Annotated in this window: 11 protein-coding genes; 2 read left to right on the top strand and 9 right to left on the bottom strand. The window is 41.2% G+C overall.

The window, feature by feature from the left end; genetic code table 11:
- Positions 1 to 25: 25 nt before the first annotated feature.
- Positions 26 to 958: a universal stress protein gene (locus tag HDE70_RS21760; protein WP_183891819.1), complete on the bottom strand. Its 933-nt coding sequence runs from the start codon at positions 956 to 958 to the stop codon at positions 26 to 28.
- Positions 959 to 1,139: 181 nt separating this feature from the next.
- On the opposite strand from HDE70_RS21760, the gene HDE70_RS21755 reads away from it, so the two are divergent.
- A complete protein-coding gene (locus tag HDE70_RS21755; RefSeq protein WP_183866033.1) occupies positions 1,140 to 2,093 on the top strand; it encodes a GNAT family N-acetyltransferase in 954 nt (317 codons plus the stop codon).
- On the opposite strand, the gene HDE70_RS21750 is transcribed toward HDE70_RS21755, so the two are convergent.
- Genes HDE70_RS21750 through HDE70_RS21725 form a run of 6 tightly spaced genes read right to left on the bottom strand, consistent with a single transcriptional unit; the run spans position 2,090 to position 8,194 of the window.
- Positions 2,090 to 3,433: a DUF58 domain-containing protein gene (locus tag HDE70_RS21750; protein WP_183891818.1), complete on the bottom strand. Its 1,344-nt coding sequence runs from the start codon at positions 3,431 to 3,433 to the stop codon at positions 2,090 to 2,092. The genes HDE70_RS21755 and HDE70_RS21750 overlap by 4 nt on opposite strands.
- A gap of 12 nt (positions 3,434 to 3,445) precedes the next feature.
- Positions 3,446 to 4,423, bottom strand: coding sequence for an AAA family ATPase (locus HDE70_RS21745; protein ID WP_183891817.1), 978 nt, complete (start codon positions 4,421 to 4,423; stop codon positions 3,446 to 3,448).
- A gap of 2 nt (positions 4,424 to 4,425) precedes the next feature.
- Entirely contained in the window at positions 4,426 to 5,604 is a 1,179-nt protein-coding gene (locus HDE70_RS21740) for a DUF4350 domain-containing protein (RefSeq protein ID WP_183891816.1), read from the bottom strand.
- Positions 5,601 to 6,365: a DUF4129 domain-containing protein gene (locus HDE70_RS21735; RefSeq protein WP_183891815.1), complete on the bottom strand. Its 765-nt coding sequence runs from the start codon at positions 6,363 to 6,365 to the stop codon at positions 5,601 to 5,603. The genes HDE70_RS21740 and HDE70_RS21735 overlap by 4 nt, the downstream gene beginning before the upstream one ends.
- 1 nt (position 6,366) lies before the next feature.
- Positions 6,367 to 7,242, bottom strand: a complete 876-nt coding sequence (locus tag HDE70_RS21730; RefSeq protein ID WP_183891814.1) for a hypothetical protein — start codon at positions 7,240 to 7,242, stop codon at positions 6,367 to 6,369.
- A complete protein-coding gene (locus HDE70_RS21725; protein WP_183891813.1) occupies positions 7,235 to 8,194 on the bottom strand; it encodes a stage II sporulation protein M in 960 nt (319 codons plus the stop codon). The genes HDE70_RS21730 and HDE70_RS21725 overlap by 8 nt, the downstream gene beginning before the upstream one ends.
- An 83-nt stretch (positions 8,195 to 8,277) precedes the next feature.
- Between HDE70_RS21725 and HDE70_RS21720 the strand changes: the two genes are divergently transcribed.
- A complete protein-coding gene (locus HDE70_RS21720) occupies positions 8,278 to 9,009 on the top strand; it encodes an RDD family protein (protein WP_183891812.1) in 732 nt (243 codons plus the stop codon).
- A gap of 69 nt (positions 9,010 to 9,078) precedes the next feature.
- On the opposite strand, the gene HDE70_RS21715 is transcribed toward HDE70_RS21720, so the two are convergent.
- Both HDE70_RS21715 and HDE70_RS21710 read right to left on the bottom strand, forming a co-directional pair.
- Complete coding sequence (locus tag HDE70_RS21715; RefSeq protein WP_183891811.1) at positions 9,079 to 9,999, bottom strand: PorP/SprF family type IX secretion system membrane protein; 921 nt, start codon at positions 9,997 to 9,999, stop codon at positions 9,079 to 9,081.
- Between the two features lie 14 nt (positions 10,000 to 10,013).
- Positions 10,014 to 15,209: a CehA/McbA family metallohydrolase gene (locus HDE70_RS21710; protein ID WP_183891810.1), complete on the bottom strand. Its 5,196-nt coding sequence runs from the start codon at positions 15,207 to 15,209 to the stop codon at positions 10,014 to 10,016.
- Positions 15,210 to 15,440 lie beyond the last annotated feature (231 nt).

Here is a 15,440-nt window from a genome sequence, read left to right as displayed (position 1 = left end):
TTATATCTTATAGTGTTTGTGAAAATTAACTGATCGCAGCAGCGATTATGTTTTCCTGGTAACCTGTTTCCAGGTTTGCGTTCAGTCCCATTGCTATGTTTTCTGCGCAGGGAAAGATCAATAATGGTAAATTGGTATTTGCCGCCATCTTTTGTGTGTTGCTTAAATTGAAAAGCTGTTCCAGAAAAGTTTTATGGCGATGTACCATCACGAACAGGTTACAAGTCACATTTTCTGCCAGCCATTTTAAACCAGTTTTAACAGGAGCATGTTCTACCGCCCGGTAATAAATTTTAGGATAGTTTATTTTATTGGCTACATCTTCCAGAAAACTGGTAACCAATTTTTTTGTATCGTTTTCAGGAGTATCCGGATGTTGTATATGTGCTAACGTGATCTCTGCATGAGATGGTTTTGCAAATGCTGTAAGTGCCTGAATAACCTCCAGATCGCTATCCTCCATATCCGTTGCGAAAACAAGCTTATCCAGCTTTTTAAAGGTTTGGTTTTCAGGTATGATCAGCACTGGCAGGGGTACAGCACCTATAATTTCGCGCATATGATTGCCCATAATTATGGAACCTAAACCTTTCCGGTGCGTACCCATCACCAAAAGCATCAGATCTCTGTCTGCTGATAATCTATTGATATATCTATATAAAGGCCCTTCCTGGCATTTGAAATCTATAACAGGTCTGAAAGCGTTAATTGGAAGTGTAGAGAGTTCTTCCTCTAATCTGGCGCCCAGTGCACGTAACTGCTCTTCACTGTCTTTCTGTAAAATATTGTAATCTTCCATAGACCAGTAAACCTGCCCACCTAAAGGTTCGGCCATGGGTACTAAAAAGGAATTATAAAGGGTAAGATTTGTCTGAAGATGTTGTGCAAGGCGTACAGCATAACGTGCTGCATTTTCTGCATTGGCGGAAAAATCGGTTAGTACAGTTATCGTTTTCATAGCAAAAGATATTTGTGTTTACTAAAGTAAAAGTGATGATAAACAGGGTGTTTACCTGTGATGCCCGTCATATTATCCGATGACATTCGTCACCAGAATCACAAATTTTCACCACTCATATTTTGAATTATAAAAATACTTGCTACATTTACGTAATCAGTTACGTAAATAGGTATACACAATGGAGTTTTTCAATCAGGTAGGTAAAAAAGCAATAGGGAGCAGGTTACGGATGTTGACAGAGAAGATCACAGAAGATGCAGCTCAGATTTATCAGTGTTATGATATCGATATGCAGCCCAAGTGGTTTCCGGTTTTTTATGTGCTTTCACAGGGAGAAGCGATGACTATTACTGCAATCGCTAAAGAAATTGGTCATTCCCATCCTTCGGTGAGTAAGATTATTGGAGAGATGGCAAAAAAAGGTTTGGTTGACGAGAAAAAAGACGAAACCGATGGTAGAAGGAACATGGTGAGCCTTTCCCCAAAAGGAGACGAAATCACCGTAAAAATACAAAATCAATATGCTGACCTGGATCAGGCAGTAGCAGATATAGCAGCACAATCCAGAAACGATTTATGGAAAGCTATGGAAGAGTGGGAATTTTTATTGGGACAGAAAACACTTTTACGTCGTGTGCAGGAGATTAAAAAAGAACGGGAAAGCAAAGAAGTTACTATCGTGAACTATGTGCCGGAATATCAGCAGGCCTTCAGGGCACTCAATGAACAATGGATCTCCAACTGGTTTAAAATGGAGCAGGCAGATTATAATGCGCTTGATGATCCGCAAGGTTATATCCTGGATAAAGGAGGCTATATACTGGTTGCGTTGTATCAAGGTGAGCCCGTAGGCGTTTGTGCACTCATTAAGATGAATGATCCGGACTATGATTACGAGCTGGCTAAAATGGCAGTATCTCCGGCTGTACAGGGAAAAAGTATTGGGTGGTTACTGGGAAGTGCCATCGCTCAGAAAGCAAAAGAATTAGGCGCTCAGAAAATATACCTGGAGAGTAATACAATCCTGAAACCTGCTATTAACTTATATCATAAGTTAGGTTTTGTAAAAGTAGCTGGCAGGATTACGCCTTATGAACGCTGTAATATTCAAATGGAACTTGTGCTGAGCTAGATTTTCTGCTGTGCTTTAATAGCCAGATAACGGTTAACCACATTGACCGTTAAATTTTCTGGTGAAGTCAGGATACTGAGAATACCATGTTTTGCCAATTCTTTGACCATAAGCCGCTTTTCGTAGACAAACTTTTCTGCGATGGTTTTAATATAGATGCCTTCTACATCCTTGGCGGGCAGATCACTCATTGATTTGACGGCTGTATTTTCGAAGAAGACAATCATCAGCAAATGAAATTTGGCGATATGTTTTAAAAAAGGAAGCTGTCTGTGTAAGGCAGACATGCTTTCGTAATTTGTGAAAAAGAGAATCAGGCTCCGCTGTTTGATTACACTGCGGATAGCCAGATGCAAGGCTTCAATATTGCTTTCCAGGTATTGCGTTTTTTCTTTGTACAAAACTTCCATTATTTTGCCCAGCTGGCCCGGCCTGCGGTCTGCGGGAACAACGCTCCCTACCTTTTCTGAAAGCGTAATCAGCCCTGCTTTATCCTCTTTTAACAGGGCCACATTAGACAGGACTAAACTTGCGTTAATTGCGTAATCCATTAAACTTAACCCGTCAAAAGGCATTTTCATTACTCTCGACTTATCAATGATACAGTAAATATGCTGCGCCTTTTCCTCCACAAAAGAATTCACCATCAGCTCACCCTTTCTGGCCGTCGCTTTCCAGTTCACCGTGCGATAATCATCGCCCTGCACATAGTTTTTTACCTGATCGAATTCCATGCTGTGTCCAACACGCCTGATTTTTTTAATCCCTATTTCCGTCAGCCTGTTAGATATGGCCATCAGCTCATATTTACGCAGCTGAAGAAAAGAAGGGTAAACAGGAACAGTATATGCAGTTCCGAAATTGAATCTGCGGGAAACCAAACCCAGTGGTGATTTGACATAGAGGCGCGTCTGCCCAAAGGTATATTCACCTCTTTTGACTGGTCTTAGTGCATAAGTAATTGTTTTCTGTTCCCCGGCTTTTAACCTGCTTGTAAACCATAAATCTCTTTTTTGAAACTGAAAAGGGATTTCATCAATAATTCCAATCGCTATAGGGAAGGTAAAAAAGCTTTCCACATAAATATGAAGCTCGTTGTCATCTCCATTACTTAGTCTTTCGGGAAGATCACGGCGTAAAAACACACCTTTACCGCTAAACAATAAGGCCAGGTCAATAAATACCAATAGCAGTAGTGCCCAAAAGCAGATATAAGGCAAGTCACCCAGCCAGGGCAAAAAGAAAGCGAACAGAAATAGGCTGATACAAAAGCCTAAGCCAGCAAACAGTCTTTTACCCAGAAAAAGGTCTTTGTAATATTTGATGAATAAGTGTTTCAATCTTTTTATGGTTTACCTTGGGATCTCTATTTTTTGAATAATCTGGGCAACGATATCACCAGGTGTTAAACCCTCCATTTCTTTATCAGGACTCAGCATAATCCGGTGTGCAAGTACAGGGGCTGCGACTTTAATGATATCTTCGGGGGTTACAAAATCACGGCCCTGCATTGCGGCAATGGCTTTTGCCCCATTGATTAATGCTAAAGAAGCGCGTGGTGAAGCACCCAGGTACAGCGACTTATTATTCCTGGTTTCATGAACAATCTTTGCCGCGTATTCAATTAATTTGGGTTCTACATGTAATGCTTTGATCAGCGCGCGGCAAGTCTTGATCTGTTCTATACTTAAAACGGCCTTAATCTCCTTTAGTTCATCTTCCAGTTTCTGCTGATGTTGTCTGGACAGAATAATGATCTCTTCTTCAAGCGTAGGATATTTAATCTCTATCTTAAATAAAAACCGGTCTAACTGCGCTTCGGGCAATCTGTAAGTTCCTTCATGTTCCACTGGATTTTGTGTAGCCAGTACCATAAAAGGTTCGTCCATTGCGTAGGTATGGCCATCTACAGTGACCTGACGTTCTTCCATGACTTCAAACAGTGCTGACTGTGTTTTTGCAGGTGCACGGTTGATCTCGTCAATCAGGATAATATTTCCGAAAACAGGGCCCTTTCTATACTCAAAAGATGCTGATCTGGGGTCGAATACAGAAGTCCCCAGCACATCCGAAGGCATGAGATCGGGTGTAAACTGAATTCTTGAAAAGACAGCGTCGATACTTTTTGCAATTAGTTTGGCACTGAGTGTTTTAGCAACTCCCGGAACGCCTTCCAGTAAAAGGTGCCCATCGGCCAGAATACCGGCAATCAGGAAGTCAATAGTATCTTTCTGGCCTACAATGATATGGCCAATTGATTCCCTGATCTGCTCTACTGCCAAATTAAGCTGTGTAAGGTCGGTTCTTTGATTAGCTGTTTCCGCTTCCATTGTTATTTCGCTTGATTATAAAATTTCTCTATTAATTTGTTTAGTTCAATCAGGAGTGTGTCGGTAACTTTACTTCCATGATGAATTGTATTGATGACTGTAAATAACTGCCTTGTTGTTTCCTCCTGTGCGCCCGATATCAGTATTAAAGAGGAAATAAACTCTTCGTCCGTTTTTAAAGTTTTCAGGCGGTAGGTTAAACGGATATATTCTAAAAAATAATTGATCTTCTTTTGTGCAATATCACTATTGTTGCGCTGCTGATAATATACTTTTCCAACGACCGTCACAAACTCAGCAGAGGAATTTTTTAAGGGCAGTAAAACAGGAATAATCCGCTGTCTGCGTTTCATCTCAAACAGGACAAAAACCAGTAAGCCGGTCAGTGCCAGGCAATAGGCCCAGCGTAATTGATCGTGTTTGAAAAAGACCCTTAAAATAGAGCCGTTTTCTATATTACCCTTTGTGCTGTTTTCATCCCAGATCAGCGTTTTACCGGTTTGCAGATAAGAAAGAGCTTTAGCAGCATAGGCTGCACCCGCAGGTTGAAGTAAACTATAATTAGTTAATAGCTGTGGATTAGGTAAGATGTATAATGCGCCTTTACCAAAAGTATATTTTATAAAATTTACCTCTCCATTGTTGTTCCTTCCCAAAACTGTACAGCGGGAAGTGTCAACATTTGTGAAATACTGGTCTCCTAATCCCTTGTCAAAAACATAACCGCTTTTTGCTTTCAGCGCCGGGTTTACAAAGTTGATGGAACCAGGTTTTACGGTGGCAGATAAAATCGTGCTTGTTTCTAGTTTAAGGGTGTCGCTCAGTACTTTTCCCAGGTTAAAAGCGGCAATGAATACCTGGTTTCCTGCATTCATAAATTTCACCAGCTCCTGATAGTCGGGTTTATCAAATTGCAGACTGCTGGCTATGAAAAGATAACTGGTCTTTTGATAATGCTGATCCTTTAAAGTATTATATACAGGCAGCCTGCTTGTTTTAAGTTGTGCACCCGGGAAAATAGTTTCCTTTTCCTGATTTAAAACATAAAGCCCGTAAGGTATTTTATCTTCTTTGAGATAGGTGGGGCTCCAGTCAGTTGGTTTTGGCTTATAATACTGTGCAACCAGGTATAAAATTAATACAGTGGCACTGCCGATCAGATATAATCTCATCCCTGTCATGACAGTGCTGTATTAAACTGGTCATAACTATTTCGTACTTGCTTAAAGTTTTCATGATCAATAAAGAATTCGCCGTACCAGATATATTCAAACTGCGTGGTCAGCAAGCTGAACTGCGCTCTTTGCTGCGGATCAGCAATTTCCCTGATATAAGTTTGATTGGTCTTTTCAGGCTGCCAGTTAATCAGGTTTCTGCTGTTCAGTTTTTTCAGGGAAAGTAAATACATCAATCTTACTGCAAGTCTGTAATTGGCACTTTGAATAGCTTGATCTATTTCTGTGTTAAAGTCTATCTCATGAATATTATCAGTGGACTCTGCATAAGGAATAGCTACCGCTTTCGATTTGCCTATAAAAAGTTTGAAATCGACACCTGTAAATTTAATGACCACAAAGACAATTAAAGCGATGAAAGCTGCGATTATAATATATCTGAAGAAGTTTACTGAATAGTTGATTCTTGCAACCCCCGAAAGCTTTCTCCAGAACCATGCCCAGAACCGATCCCATAAACTGGCATCAATTGGTGCTGGCTGGTCATATTTAAAATCCGTTTGCTGACTGTAAGACTTCAGCTTTTGCGCATCGAAACTTCTGAGTTGTATTTTACTGCTGTCACTCCTGAGCGGTTTTACTTTTGCCGGAACAGCCAGACTCACTTTCGCCGGAACAGCCAGGCTAGTCTTAACAGACTGCTTCGCCTGAACAGGAAAAAACTGTACAGTTAATACAAAGAGAAAAGCGACCAGGTATTTGAACATGTTAGTATTCTTCTTTGTTAGGGAAAGGATTTCCCTCTTGTCCCATCTTTTGAATACGGTCCATTAAACCCGTACTATTCTTGCGCTCAGAAAGATTAAAATAACAAAGAGAGATACCAATAATCGGAATAATCATAAAAACCTGGCAGAGATACTGAATGACAGTAGAAATAATAATTACAGTATTGCTTAGCCCTTTTGGCCCATTAGTCAGCGCGCTGACCATAGTTAAAATAATAGCAGGTAAAGAAGCCAGGGACGACGTCGCATAAGTAATTACCCAAAGGATAAGTAACGTGGCTGCGGTAATCCACCAGTTTTCTTTCAATAACCTGAAAGACTGATTAAAGGCATAGCCCAGACTTGCATTCTCAAAAATCATGATGGGGATCATCAGTGAGATGGCAGGAAACATGTAAAAACCAGGAATCAGACATAAAGAAAAACTAACAATCAGGAGAAGTCCAAGCAAGAAGCTACTGCCAAATACCCGGAGAAAGTAATACTTAAAATAACCCCATACTTCTTCTACTGTAGGCGCTGCATTCCCTTTCTCTATATATAAAGCTATAAAGCTTAAAATAGAAACGTTTAAAGCCGTGTAACCTAGTATTCCGATCAGCGCAACAAAGAAATAAGCAATAGAGAACAGGCCGGCCAGTTTGCCGTAAGTATTTGTTACATCCATATTTCTGATGGCACGCTGCATACCAATCTGCTGAAAGATGGCCGCAATCATTCCGGCTACAATGAATACACCGCAAAAATAGACGAACACTTTTAATAAAGGTTTGAAATTCTCTTTGAAGAATTTGATGGTATCGTTAATAATATCTCCAAATTCACGGAGCTTTTTGAATTCTACTTTTTCAGACATTTTGGGATGGATGATTGCGTTTGGAAAGAGTTAATGGGTATAAAATGACATACCAGATGATAAAAATAAGTGACAGGGCTAAAATACCTGTACTCATCCATACCGGCATTTCTGTATGGCGGGTAATAAAACCTTCAAAAAAGGCGGCAACTAACAGGATCGGGACAATGCCCAATGCGATTTTAGTACCATCTCTGGCACTTTGTTTAAAGGCTTGAAAGCGCGTATATGTTTTTGGGAAAAGCAGACCATGGCCAAGAACCAGGCCGGCGGCCCCTGCAATAATAATGGCCGAAATTTCTAAAGTACCATGAATCCAGATCACTAAGATGGATTCTATGCCCAGACCTCTGCTGAAAAAATAATATTCAAAAGAACCCAGCATGATCCCGTTTTGTAACAGGTAGAAAATCGGGCCGATGGATAAAAATATACCGCTTACAAACATCAATAGCGACACATAAATATTATTTGCTGCAATAGAGAAGAACATGGGGAATTCTGAAGTCTGCTTATATACACCAAAAGGATCGCCTTTGGTAATGTTCTCATTGGTCATATTTACATAGCTGTCACCGAGAATCAGCCTGACAAACTGGTCATCATATTTTGCTGACAGAACGCCTATGGACGCTGAAATTGTAAAAAACAGGAAAGCATATAACAATTGCATCCGGTAAGTATAAAACAGCAAAGGCAGTTCAAACTTCCAGAAATTAACAAACCTGTTTTTATCTTCTTTTTTATTCTTATAAATAGATTGGTGCAGCGTTGAAGCTAAACCATTCAGATAACTGGTCGTTTTAGATTTGGGATAGAATGTTTTAGCATAAGAGAGATCGTTTGTGATGTCTATAAAACGGTCTGCGATCTCGTCCGGGTGAGTCGCAGGTGAATGCTCATAGGCCTTCCACTTTTCGGAATTCTGTTTAACGAACAAGGCCTCCCTCATAGCGAATCTAATTTTCGGTTAAAATACTGACAAAAAGTGATTTTGCAATAATTAATTAAATATCAATATTATATTTGTTTTTTATGGAAACAATAAAGGTAAACACCACTCAGCATGTGGATATTGACTATCCTGTTGCTGGTTTAGGCGAACGTATAGCGGCAAGGATGATAGATTTTGGCGTGCTGTTCGCAGTGCTTTTATTGTTTATATTTTTTATTGGTGTCATTGCTATTCCTAAGTGGAATGTGGTATTTATCGGTCTGTATGTTCTTTATGGTATCGCCTTTGTTTTCTATCACCTGATCTTTGAGATTTTCTTTAACGGTCAGAGTCCCGGGAAAAAGTTAATGAAAATTAAAGTCATCAGCCTGGATGGCGGACAGGCCGGTATCGGCCAGTACTTTATCCGCTGGTTATTCAGACTGGTCGATTTTTGGCTGACCGGACAAATAGGAGGCTTGCTTTGTGTCACTTTATCTGAGCGTAAACAAAGGATCGGAGATCTGGTTGCAGCAACTACTGTGATTAAAACTATTGGGCGTACTACACTCGAACAAATTGCTTTTGCACCAGAAGCAGAGGAATATATACCTGTTTTTACCAACGTTCACCTGCTCAATGATCAGGAAGCTGAGCTGATCCATGAAGTGCTGACAACTTATTACCAGACCGCACATTATGAACTGGTTTATGCGATGGCAGATAAAATCAAAGCACGTTTAGGGGTGAGCTTACCCGCAGGGATGCATGAACTGGATTTCTTAAATACGATACTTAAAGACTATAACCAAGTGACTTCTGTTGCGCAGTAAATCCTGTTTAAAAAGAAACCCGGCCGGATTATAATCCGGCCGGGTTTCTTTTTAAACAGGTATTTCTGGTTACTTTTTACCGATATTGAAACGAAGATTAATTTCGAAATCCCCACCCGTATAACCTTTTAAAGCAGAAGTGGCTGTATTGTAATAGGCCATAATGTATAAGCTTTTCAGATAATTAATCCCAAAGCCTACTGTCGCATTTTCCGTACTGTGATACATGCCCATTACAGATAACTTATCATCAGCGAAATTGGCGTTTACACCCGCATCCCATAAATTTTTATAGTTCTTTATTCCTCTGTACACCGCTTTAGGCTCCAGATTGATGCCATCCAGACCACTGCCAAAAGCAAGCTTATAGCTGATCGCCGTATAAAAAGTCGGTTTGTCGGCATAATTTGTATCATCCTTTCTCAGTACAGATCTCATGTTGGGCAAAGTTGCCTCCACATTTAATCCGTTAGAAGTATAAGAAGCACCAAAATCTCCATCAAAATAGTATCCCCTGTCATTGAAGCGGGCTATAGAAGGATCATTACCATCACTGTTTTGTATACTGCCTCTATCGAACCGCTCGCGGCTGGTTCCGAACGAAACACCAAAATTCAATTGCTGGTCTTCTCCATTGACAGGTAAATGATAGGCAAAAGTCGCCACCGCTTTGGTGATTTGTATACCTCCGGCCTTCTCATTGTATACATTCACACCCAAACCAACTTTATCTAATTGCTGATCTAAAGTAATGCCCTGCGTTAGCGGTGCACCCGGTATATTAGACCATTGTTTGCGCAAGCTGGCATTGATATTCAGGCCGCTGTTAATCCCCGCCATAGATGGGTTCGCGAAGTACTTATTTTGGAAATATTGCGCATTAAGTGGTAGTATCTGACCCTTGGCAGTATTCAGGAACAGAACGGTAGTTCCGGCAAATAAGCAGATGGCAATACGGCTGATTTGCTTTATATATATAATTAATCTCATGTTTCTAGCGTAAATTAGTCTCTTAAAATATTGATATAACCTTTCAAAGTCCCTAAGCCAGGCCCCAGGTCCAGGATGTAGTAATAGGTACCTTCCGCTAGCGGACTACCATTCACCGTACCATCCCAATCATTCGCATAAGCGCTTTTAGTATAAAATACGCGGCCCGCTTTATCAAATAATTTAAGCGTGTTATTCGGGTAATAATCGATATTCTTAATCACGAACTTATCATTGATACCATCACCATTCGGGGTAACTAAAGTTCCGGCTTCCAGTTTATAATCATCCACAACAGTGATGTAAACAGACTGATCCGCAGTACAGCCACTGGCATTCGTAACTGTCACTTTATAAGTGCCGCTTTGTTTCGGCCTGATCGCTACTGTTGCCGTATACTGTCCGCTCAGGATTTCGCTGCCCGTCCAGCTATATTTCGCGCCTCCGGTTGCAGTAAGCTGCAATACGCTCCCTTTAGAAATGCTTTCTCCTTTGTCACTGATGATTTGTACAGCTGGTAAATCGTTGATTGTAATTACTGTATTTCCAGTTTGAACCTGTGTTCCATAAGTATCCGAAACACTTAACAGCGCATAGGTAAATACACCTGAATAGTTGGAAGGAGCCTCTACAGTTGCGATAGCTGAACTGGTCGTAATCGTTTTACTGCTTCCATTCAAATTATAAGTAAAAGTATATGGAGCAGTTCCGCCAGTCCCTGTAAAAGTGACTATTGGTGCTTTACCGTTGATACATACATTACCCGTACTTGTGATTTGAGCGGCTGGCAAAGTATGAACAGTAACCGTTGACGATAAATTTTGTACTTCGGCACTATTCGCATCGGTAATTTTGGTCAGTGTATAAACATAACTTCCTGCGGTTGCGGTTGGAACATTGAGTGTAGCCGTACTTCCGGTGGTAGTTACCGTCTGATCCGCTCCCGTATTGATATGGTAAGTAAATGTAAATGGCGCAGTCCCTTTCTGTGCAGTGAAAGTAACTACAGGTGATGGCGCATTAACACTGGTATGGATATCACCACTGATCTGAGCTGAAGGTCTGTCCAGAATCTTTAATGCGGCAGGCGTATAATTGATCAGGTAGTTGGAATCTAAAGCAAGTGTACCCTGTGTGATTGCATAATTTCCAGGAGTTTCTCCTGGTGCCCTGGTCAGACTTCCCGTAAAAGCAGCCGAATCCAGTAAAGTTGAAGTCGTGGTATAGGTGAATACAGGATCTGCCATACCTGTCAGTTTTTGTTTGCCTTCTGCTTTAACAAAGATGGATTTTGGAATGATCGTCAATACCTGGCTTGCTGTACCAGCACTAAAGTAAGCGTCACCTTTTTGATTTGCTGTCAGTGTAACTTTACCCGCACTATGGATTTGTATTTTGCCATCTGTGATGGTCGCCTTTTTAGGGTCGCTGGTTGTATAAGTTAGCTTAATAGCTGGGTTATCACTGCTTGCACCGATTTCCAGGTCAGGGTCTCCGTAAGTTGCGCTTCTTTCAGGAGCAAAAGTGATCGTCTGTGTTTTTTTAACATAACTGTCATCACGGCTATACCAGATTGGGGAAGTAATGATCCTGCTGCCATCAGCTTCTACAATATCTGCATAATAATAACCCGTTGCCAGATTTGCTAAAGCTTCATGCTTGAAACTTAAAGTTCCAGAACTGCTGCTGGTTACCTGAACAGGGTTCACACCCGTGCCCGGTGTACCATAAAATAATTTAATACTGGAAACAGGACTTGTAGTTGCTGTACTCACAGAAATCTCTGGTGTCCCTACACCTGTAAATACACTGCCTACCGGCTCTTTATTCAATAAGAAAGTGACTTTTGCAGCTGAATCTTCAGAAGCGTAAAAGCGCATTTTCTTCATGGCGTCCAGCAAATCATTTTCTGTTAATGCTGGTGCCAGTACAACTAATCTGGCGCGTGTATGGCGTCCAAAAGTCATATTGTGGTTATCATGATCTATAGTTGCACCCAAATGATATCCTCTGGCAAGCATCCTGTTATAATAACTCAGGTAGCTCATTGAACTGGCCGGGTCAGAATAAGTAAGGTTGGTTGAAAATGCAGGCCCGCTTTCTAAAGCAGCGCCTACAATTGCACTATCTGCACTCAGGTCATAAGTAGCTGAAATATTGTTGTAATCCGTTGTATTCGGGTGAGCAAGTGTTGCAATCGCATTCAGGCCATGACGGTTAATAACTTTAAATAAGCCATTATTACCTGTATAGGTGCTTTTAGGAACAAAGATCTGGTTCTCGCCAGCTTCCCATCCGATCAAAGAATCGATACCATAAACGATCACGTGGCCACCGCCACTAATTACACCCCATTCCATTCCATGCAGGGCAAGGAAAGTTGAAGTTGTTGCATTTTTGGCAGCTTCGATACCGGGCTTCCAATAAGCGAGTGACATGCCTGCTTGTGTATGGTTATGCTCAGAAATCCCTAAAAAGTCCATTTTCATGGAGTTCTTGGCAAATGCATAATCGTCTTCAGGTTTTTTAGTTTTGTCGTCTTTGTTTCCATCAGAATAACTGCTGTGACTATGCAGGTTTCCATAATAGAAATTTAAGTTGTCTGCATCTAAGACACCCGTTTTTTGCATGCCGGTAAGCGGAGCAGCCGTTAAATAAAGCGGGCCGCCACTGCAACTGCTGTTCAGGGCAAAAATGTAAAAATAATAAGTTGTGTTTTGGGCAAGTCCGCTTCTGATGAAACTATTGCCTGTCCCTCTTTTAATAACTGTCCCTCCGCCAAGCTGATCACCAATATTGTAAATAGTTTGATTCAGTGGATTGGCGGTCAAATTACTGCTGGTACTCATCACCACCAGATATTCGTCCGCCGCTGCTGCGGGCTGATAACTACCCTGGATAAAGTTATAATTAGAAGAAGTTACCGTAAAGTCCGAAGGCTGGCTAACTGGCGTTGCACAAACTGATAAGGTCGCTGTAGTCTGGTTTGCGGTCAGATAGTTTGTAAACAGATATTTTGGCCCACCTGTACAGGAAACATTGTTTAATGGGAAAATAAAATAATAGTATTTAGTAGAGCTGGTTAAGTTGAGGTCAGTTAAAGTTGTATTAACAATACGACCTGCAACCGTACCGCCGCCTATTGCAGTGCCCGGGTTGTAAACAGTTCCATCCTGTGGCATTGCTGTTAAAGTGCTGCTTGTGCTGCGGATAATCAGGTACTCATTTGCAGCTGTAGAAGCCGTAAAAGATAAAGTAATACTACTGGTATTGACCTTGCTGAAAGTTAAATCAGCCGCAGCTACAGTTGGTGCAGCACAAGGCGATAAGTTAGGTGGAAAATGTACCCCTAAACCATTAAGGTCATCATCATCACTCGCATTCTGAACAATAGCAAGTGGTAATCTTGTCCAGTCCTCAACGATAAAAGTTGGGCTGGGTGCTGTGACAGTGATATTTCTAACATAAGAGACATCTTTTGCATTTACACCCTGTCCAAATGCATCTATAATATTGTTGGACGCATCCAATAACGCTACACCATCATTTCCATTAAAATTAATGACAGCATTACTGGTTTGTGCTGCACTGGTTGCTGTTAAATAAGGGACTTCATTTCCATTACCGGTATTTCCGATCAATACAGAGCCCTGAGCGGGAATAATCACATTCAGATCCATTGTTTGGGATGGGGCAGGTGTGATATTAATATTTCCTGCATCGCCCGAAATATTATACAGCGCCAATTTTAACTGCGGGGAAGCAGTATTTACAGGTGCATTGCTCAGGTTAGTTAATTCGATCCATTTATTGACAGATGTACCTTCATAATATTGACTGATGATAACCGGGGCGCTGACCAGTGGCGTACCAATAGTTGTTGCAGTAAGTGTAGTTATCGTAGTTTGCAGGTTCGGGGTAGAAGCTGCATCTGCTGCAACTACATAAATCTTGTAAGCAGTAGATGAACTTAATCCAGCCAGGTTTGCTGAAACTTCAGTATTTGGTGTATTGGCAAAAGATCCGGCTTTGAAAGCAGGGCTTCCAGTACCGTCCAGGCCATTTTTAACCTGTACGGGAGTTAATGGTGCTGTTCCCGTAGCAGGAGTTACTACATAATATGTTGTTCCTGTTTCATTGATATTGCTGAGCAGCGTAATTGAATTGGCTGCAATATTACTCAGTTTCGGATAAGTTGCTGTAAAAACAGGAGGTGTTAAATCGGCAGTGCCTGTGGTGACATTCAGCGTAGTAAAAGTAGTCTGGATGTTTGGTGTGGTTGCGGCATCGGCCGATATCACATATATTTTATAAGCAGTAGCGGCATTTAAACCATTTAGTGTAACGACCGCATCTGAATTTGGTGTATTGATTAAAGATCCGGATTTAAATGCAGGGTTTCCGCTTCCATCTGTACCCGCTTTAATTTGAGCGGCCGTTAATGGTGCTGTTCCTGTAGCGGGGATTAAAACATAATAAGTAGTTCCATCTTCATTGATATTGCTTGACAGGTCAACAGCGGTTGAGGTAATTGCGCTGGTTTTAGGATAACCGGAAGCATTGACCGGAGGAGTGGTATCTGTACCGCCGCCAAGCGCAGTAATCGTACCTCCAATTTTTAATCCCTGGCTGGCGTCAGGGGAGAAGAAGCCCCATCCGCCTGTAGAGGTTTGTCCACTGGCAAAATAACGAAAAGTGACCGTCATTCCCGCAGGTACATTTTGCAATGCAGCAATGCCTGAGATATCGATAGTCGGATAAACTACCGGGGCAGCACCTGTTTTTGTAATGATAGTTGGTGAGCCAATCAAAGTGAATGTCGTGTTGTCCAGGCTATAGGCGAATTGATTGGACGCGCCTGCACCTGCAAAATAACCCGCAGTACCCTGATAGGCAGCATCTATGGTGGATAAAGACATCTTTTTACCGGCAGCAGCAGAGAGTGTAAACTCAAAATAGTTGGGGCTGGTAATTGAAATACCTGTATTTCCGAATTTAACTGTTCTGAAAGAGTTGGCACCTGCGCTGGCAACTGCTGCTGTAGAACGTGTCAATATTGGGGTAAAGGAAAGTCCGGGGTCAGCTACATTAGCTGTGGCAGTGTTTAAAGAACCAGGCCCTGTAAAGTTCCAGCTGACCAGCTGAGCGAACAGCTGGGCCGGGAGAAAAAGGCCTGAAAACAATAAGATTAAGAGTAGCGTTTTTTTCATATCTGAAATTTTTGTTTAACGGACAAAAATATAAGGATTAAAAAGCTCTCGTGTTAGGATAATATTAATTATTGTATTTGTGGAAAACTAACCTGCGGACATAAATTGAAATATAAAATCAGGGAGTAATTAGCTTATTAAAGAACCGTAACCATCTGCTTTGAACTAAGAAAATATCAAACCCAAAACTTGAAATTTAATCCCTGATCCACAAGTTTATGAATTGATCCG

Source organism: Pedobacter cryoconitis (assembly GCF_014200595.1).
GTDB classification, from domain to species: Bacteria; Bacteroidota; Bacteroidia; order Sphingobacteriales; family Sphingobacteriaceae; genus Pedobacter; species Pedobacter cryoconitis_C.
Note: the sequence above shows the minus strand (reverse complement) of the source record. Positions and strands in the feature narration are given on the sequence as shown.

What these genes read in the sequence shown, in the direction of transcription:
- HDE70_RS21720 (WP_183891812.1), top strand. Translation starts at nt 8,278, where the DNA reads ATGGAAACAATAAAGGTAAACACCACTCAGCATGTGGATATTGACTAT.
- HDE70_RS21760 (WP_183891819.1), bottom strand. Translation starts at nt 958, where the DNA reads ATGAAAACGATAACTGTACTAACCGATTTTTCCGCCAATGCAGAAAAT.
- HDE70_RS21715 (WP_183891811.1), bottom strand. Translation starts at nt 9,999, where the DNA reads ATGAGATTAATTATATATATAAAGCAAATCAGCCGTATTGCCATCTGC.
- HDE70_RS21745 (WP_183891817.1), bottom strand. Translation starts at nt 4,423, where the DNA reads ATGGAAGCGGAAACAGCTAATCAAAGAACCGACCTTACACAGCTTAAT.
- HDE70_RS21735 (WP_183891815.1), bottom strand. Translation starts at nt 6,365, where the DNA reads ATGTTCAAATACCTGGTCGCTTTTCTCTTTGTATTAACTGTACAGTTT.
- HDE70_RS21740 (WP_183891816.1), bottom strand. Translation starts at nt 5,604, where the DNA reads ATGACAGGGATGAGATTATATCTGATCGGCAGTGCCACTGTATTAATT.
- HDE70_RS21755 (WP_183866033.1), top strand. Translation starts at nt 1,140, where the DNA reads ATGGAGTTTTTCAATCAGGTAGGTAAAAAAGCAATAGGGAGCAGGTTA.
- HDE70_RS21730 (WP_183891814.1), bottom strand. Translation starts at nt 7,242, where the DNA reads ATGTCTGAAAAAGTAGAATTCAAAAAGCTCCGTGAATTTGGAGATATT.
- HDE70_RS21710 (WP_183891810.1), bottom strand. Translation starts at nt 15,209, where the DNA reads ATGAAAAAAACGCTACTCTTAATCTTATTGTTTTCAGGCCTTTTTCTC.
- HDE70_RS21725 (WP_183891813.1), bottom strand. Translation starts at nt 8,194, where the DNA reads ATGAGGGAGGCCTTGTTCGTTAAACAGAATTCCGAAAAGTGGAAGGCC.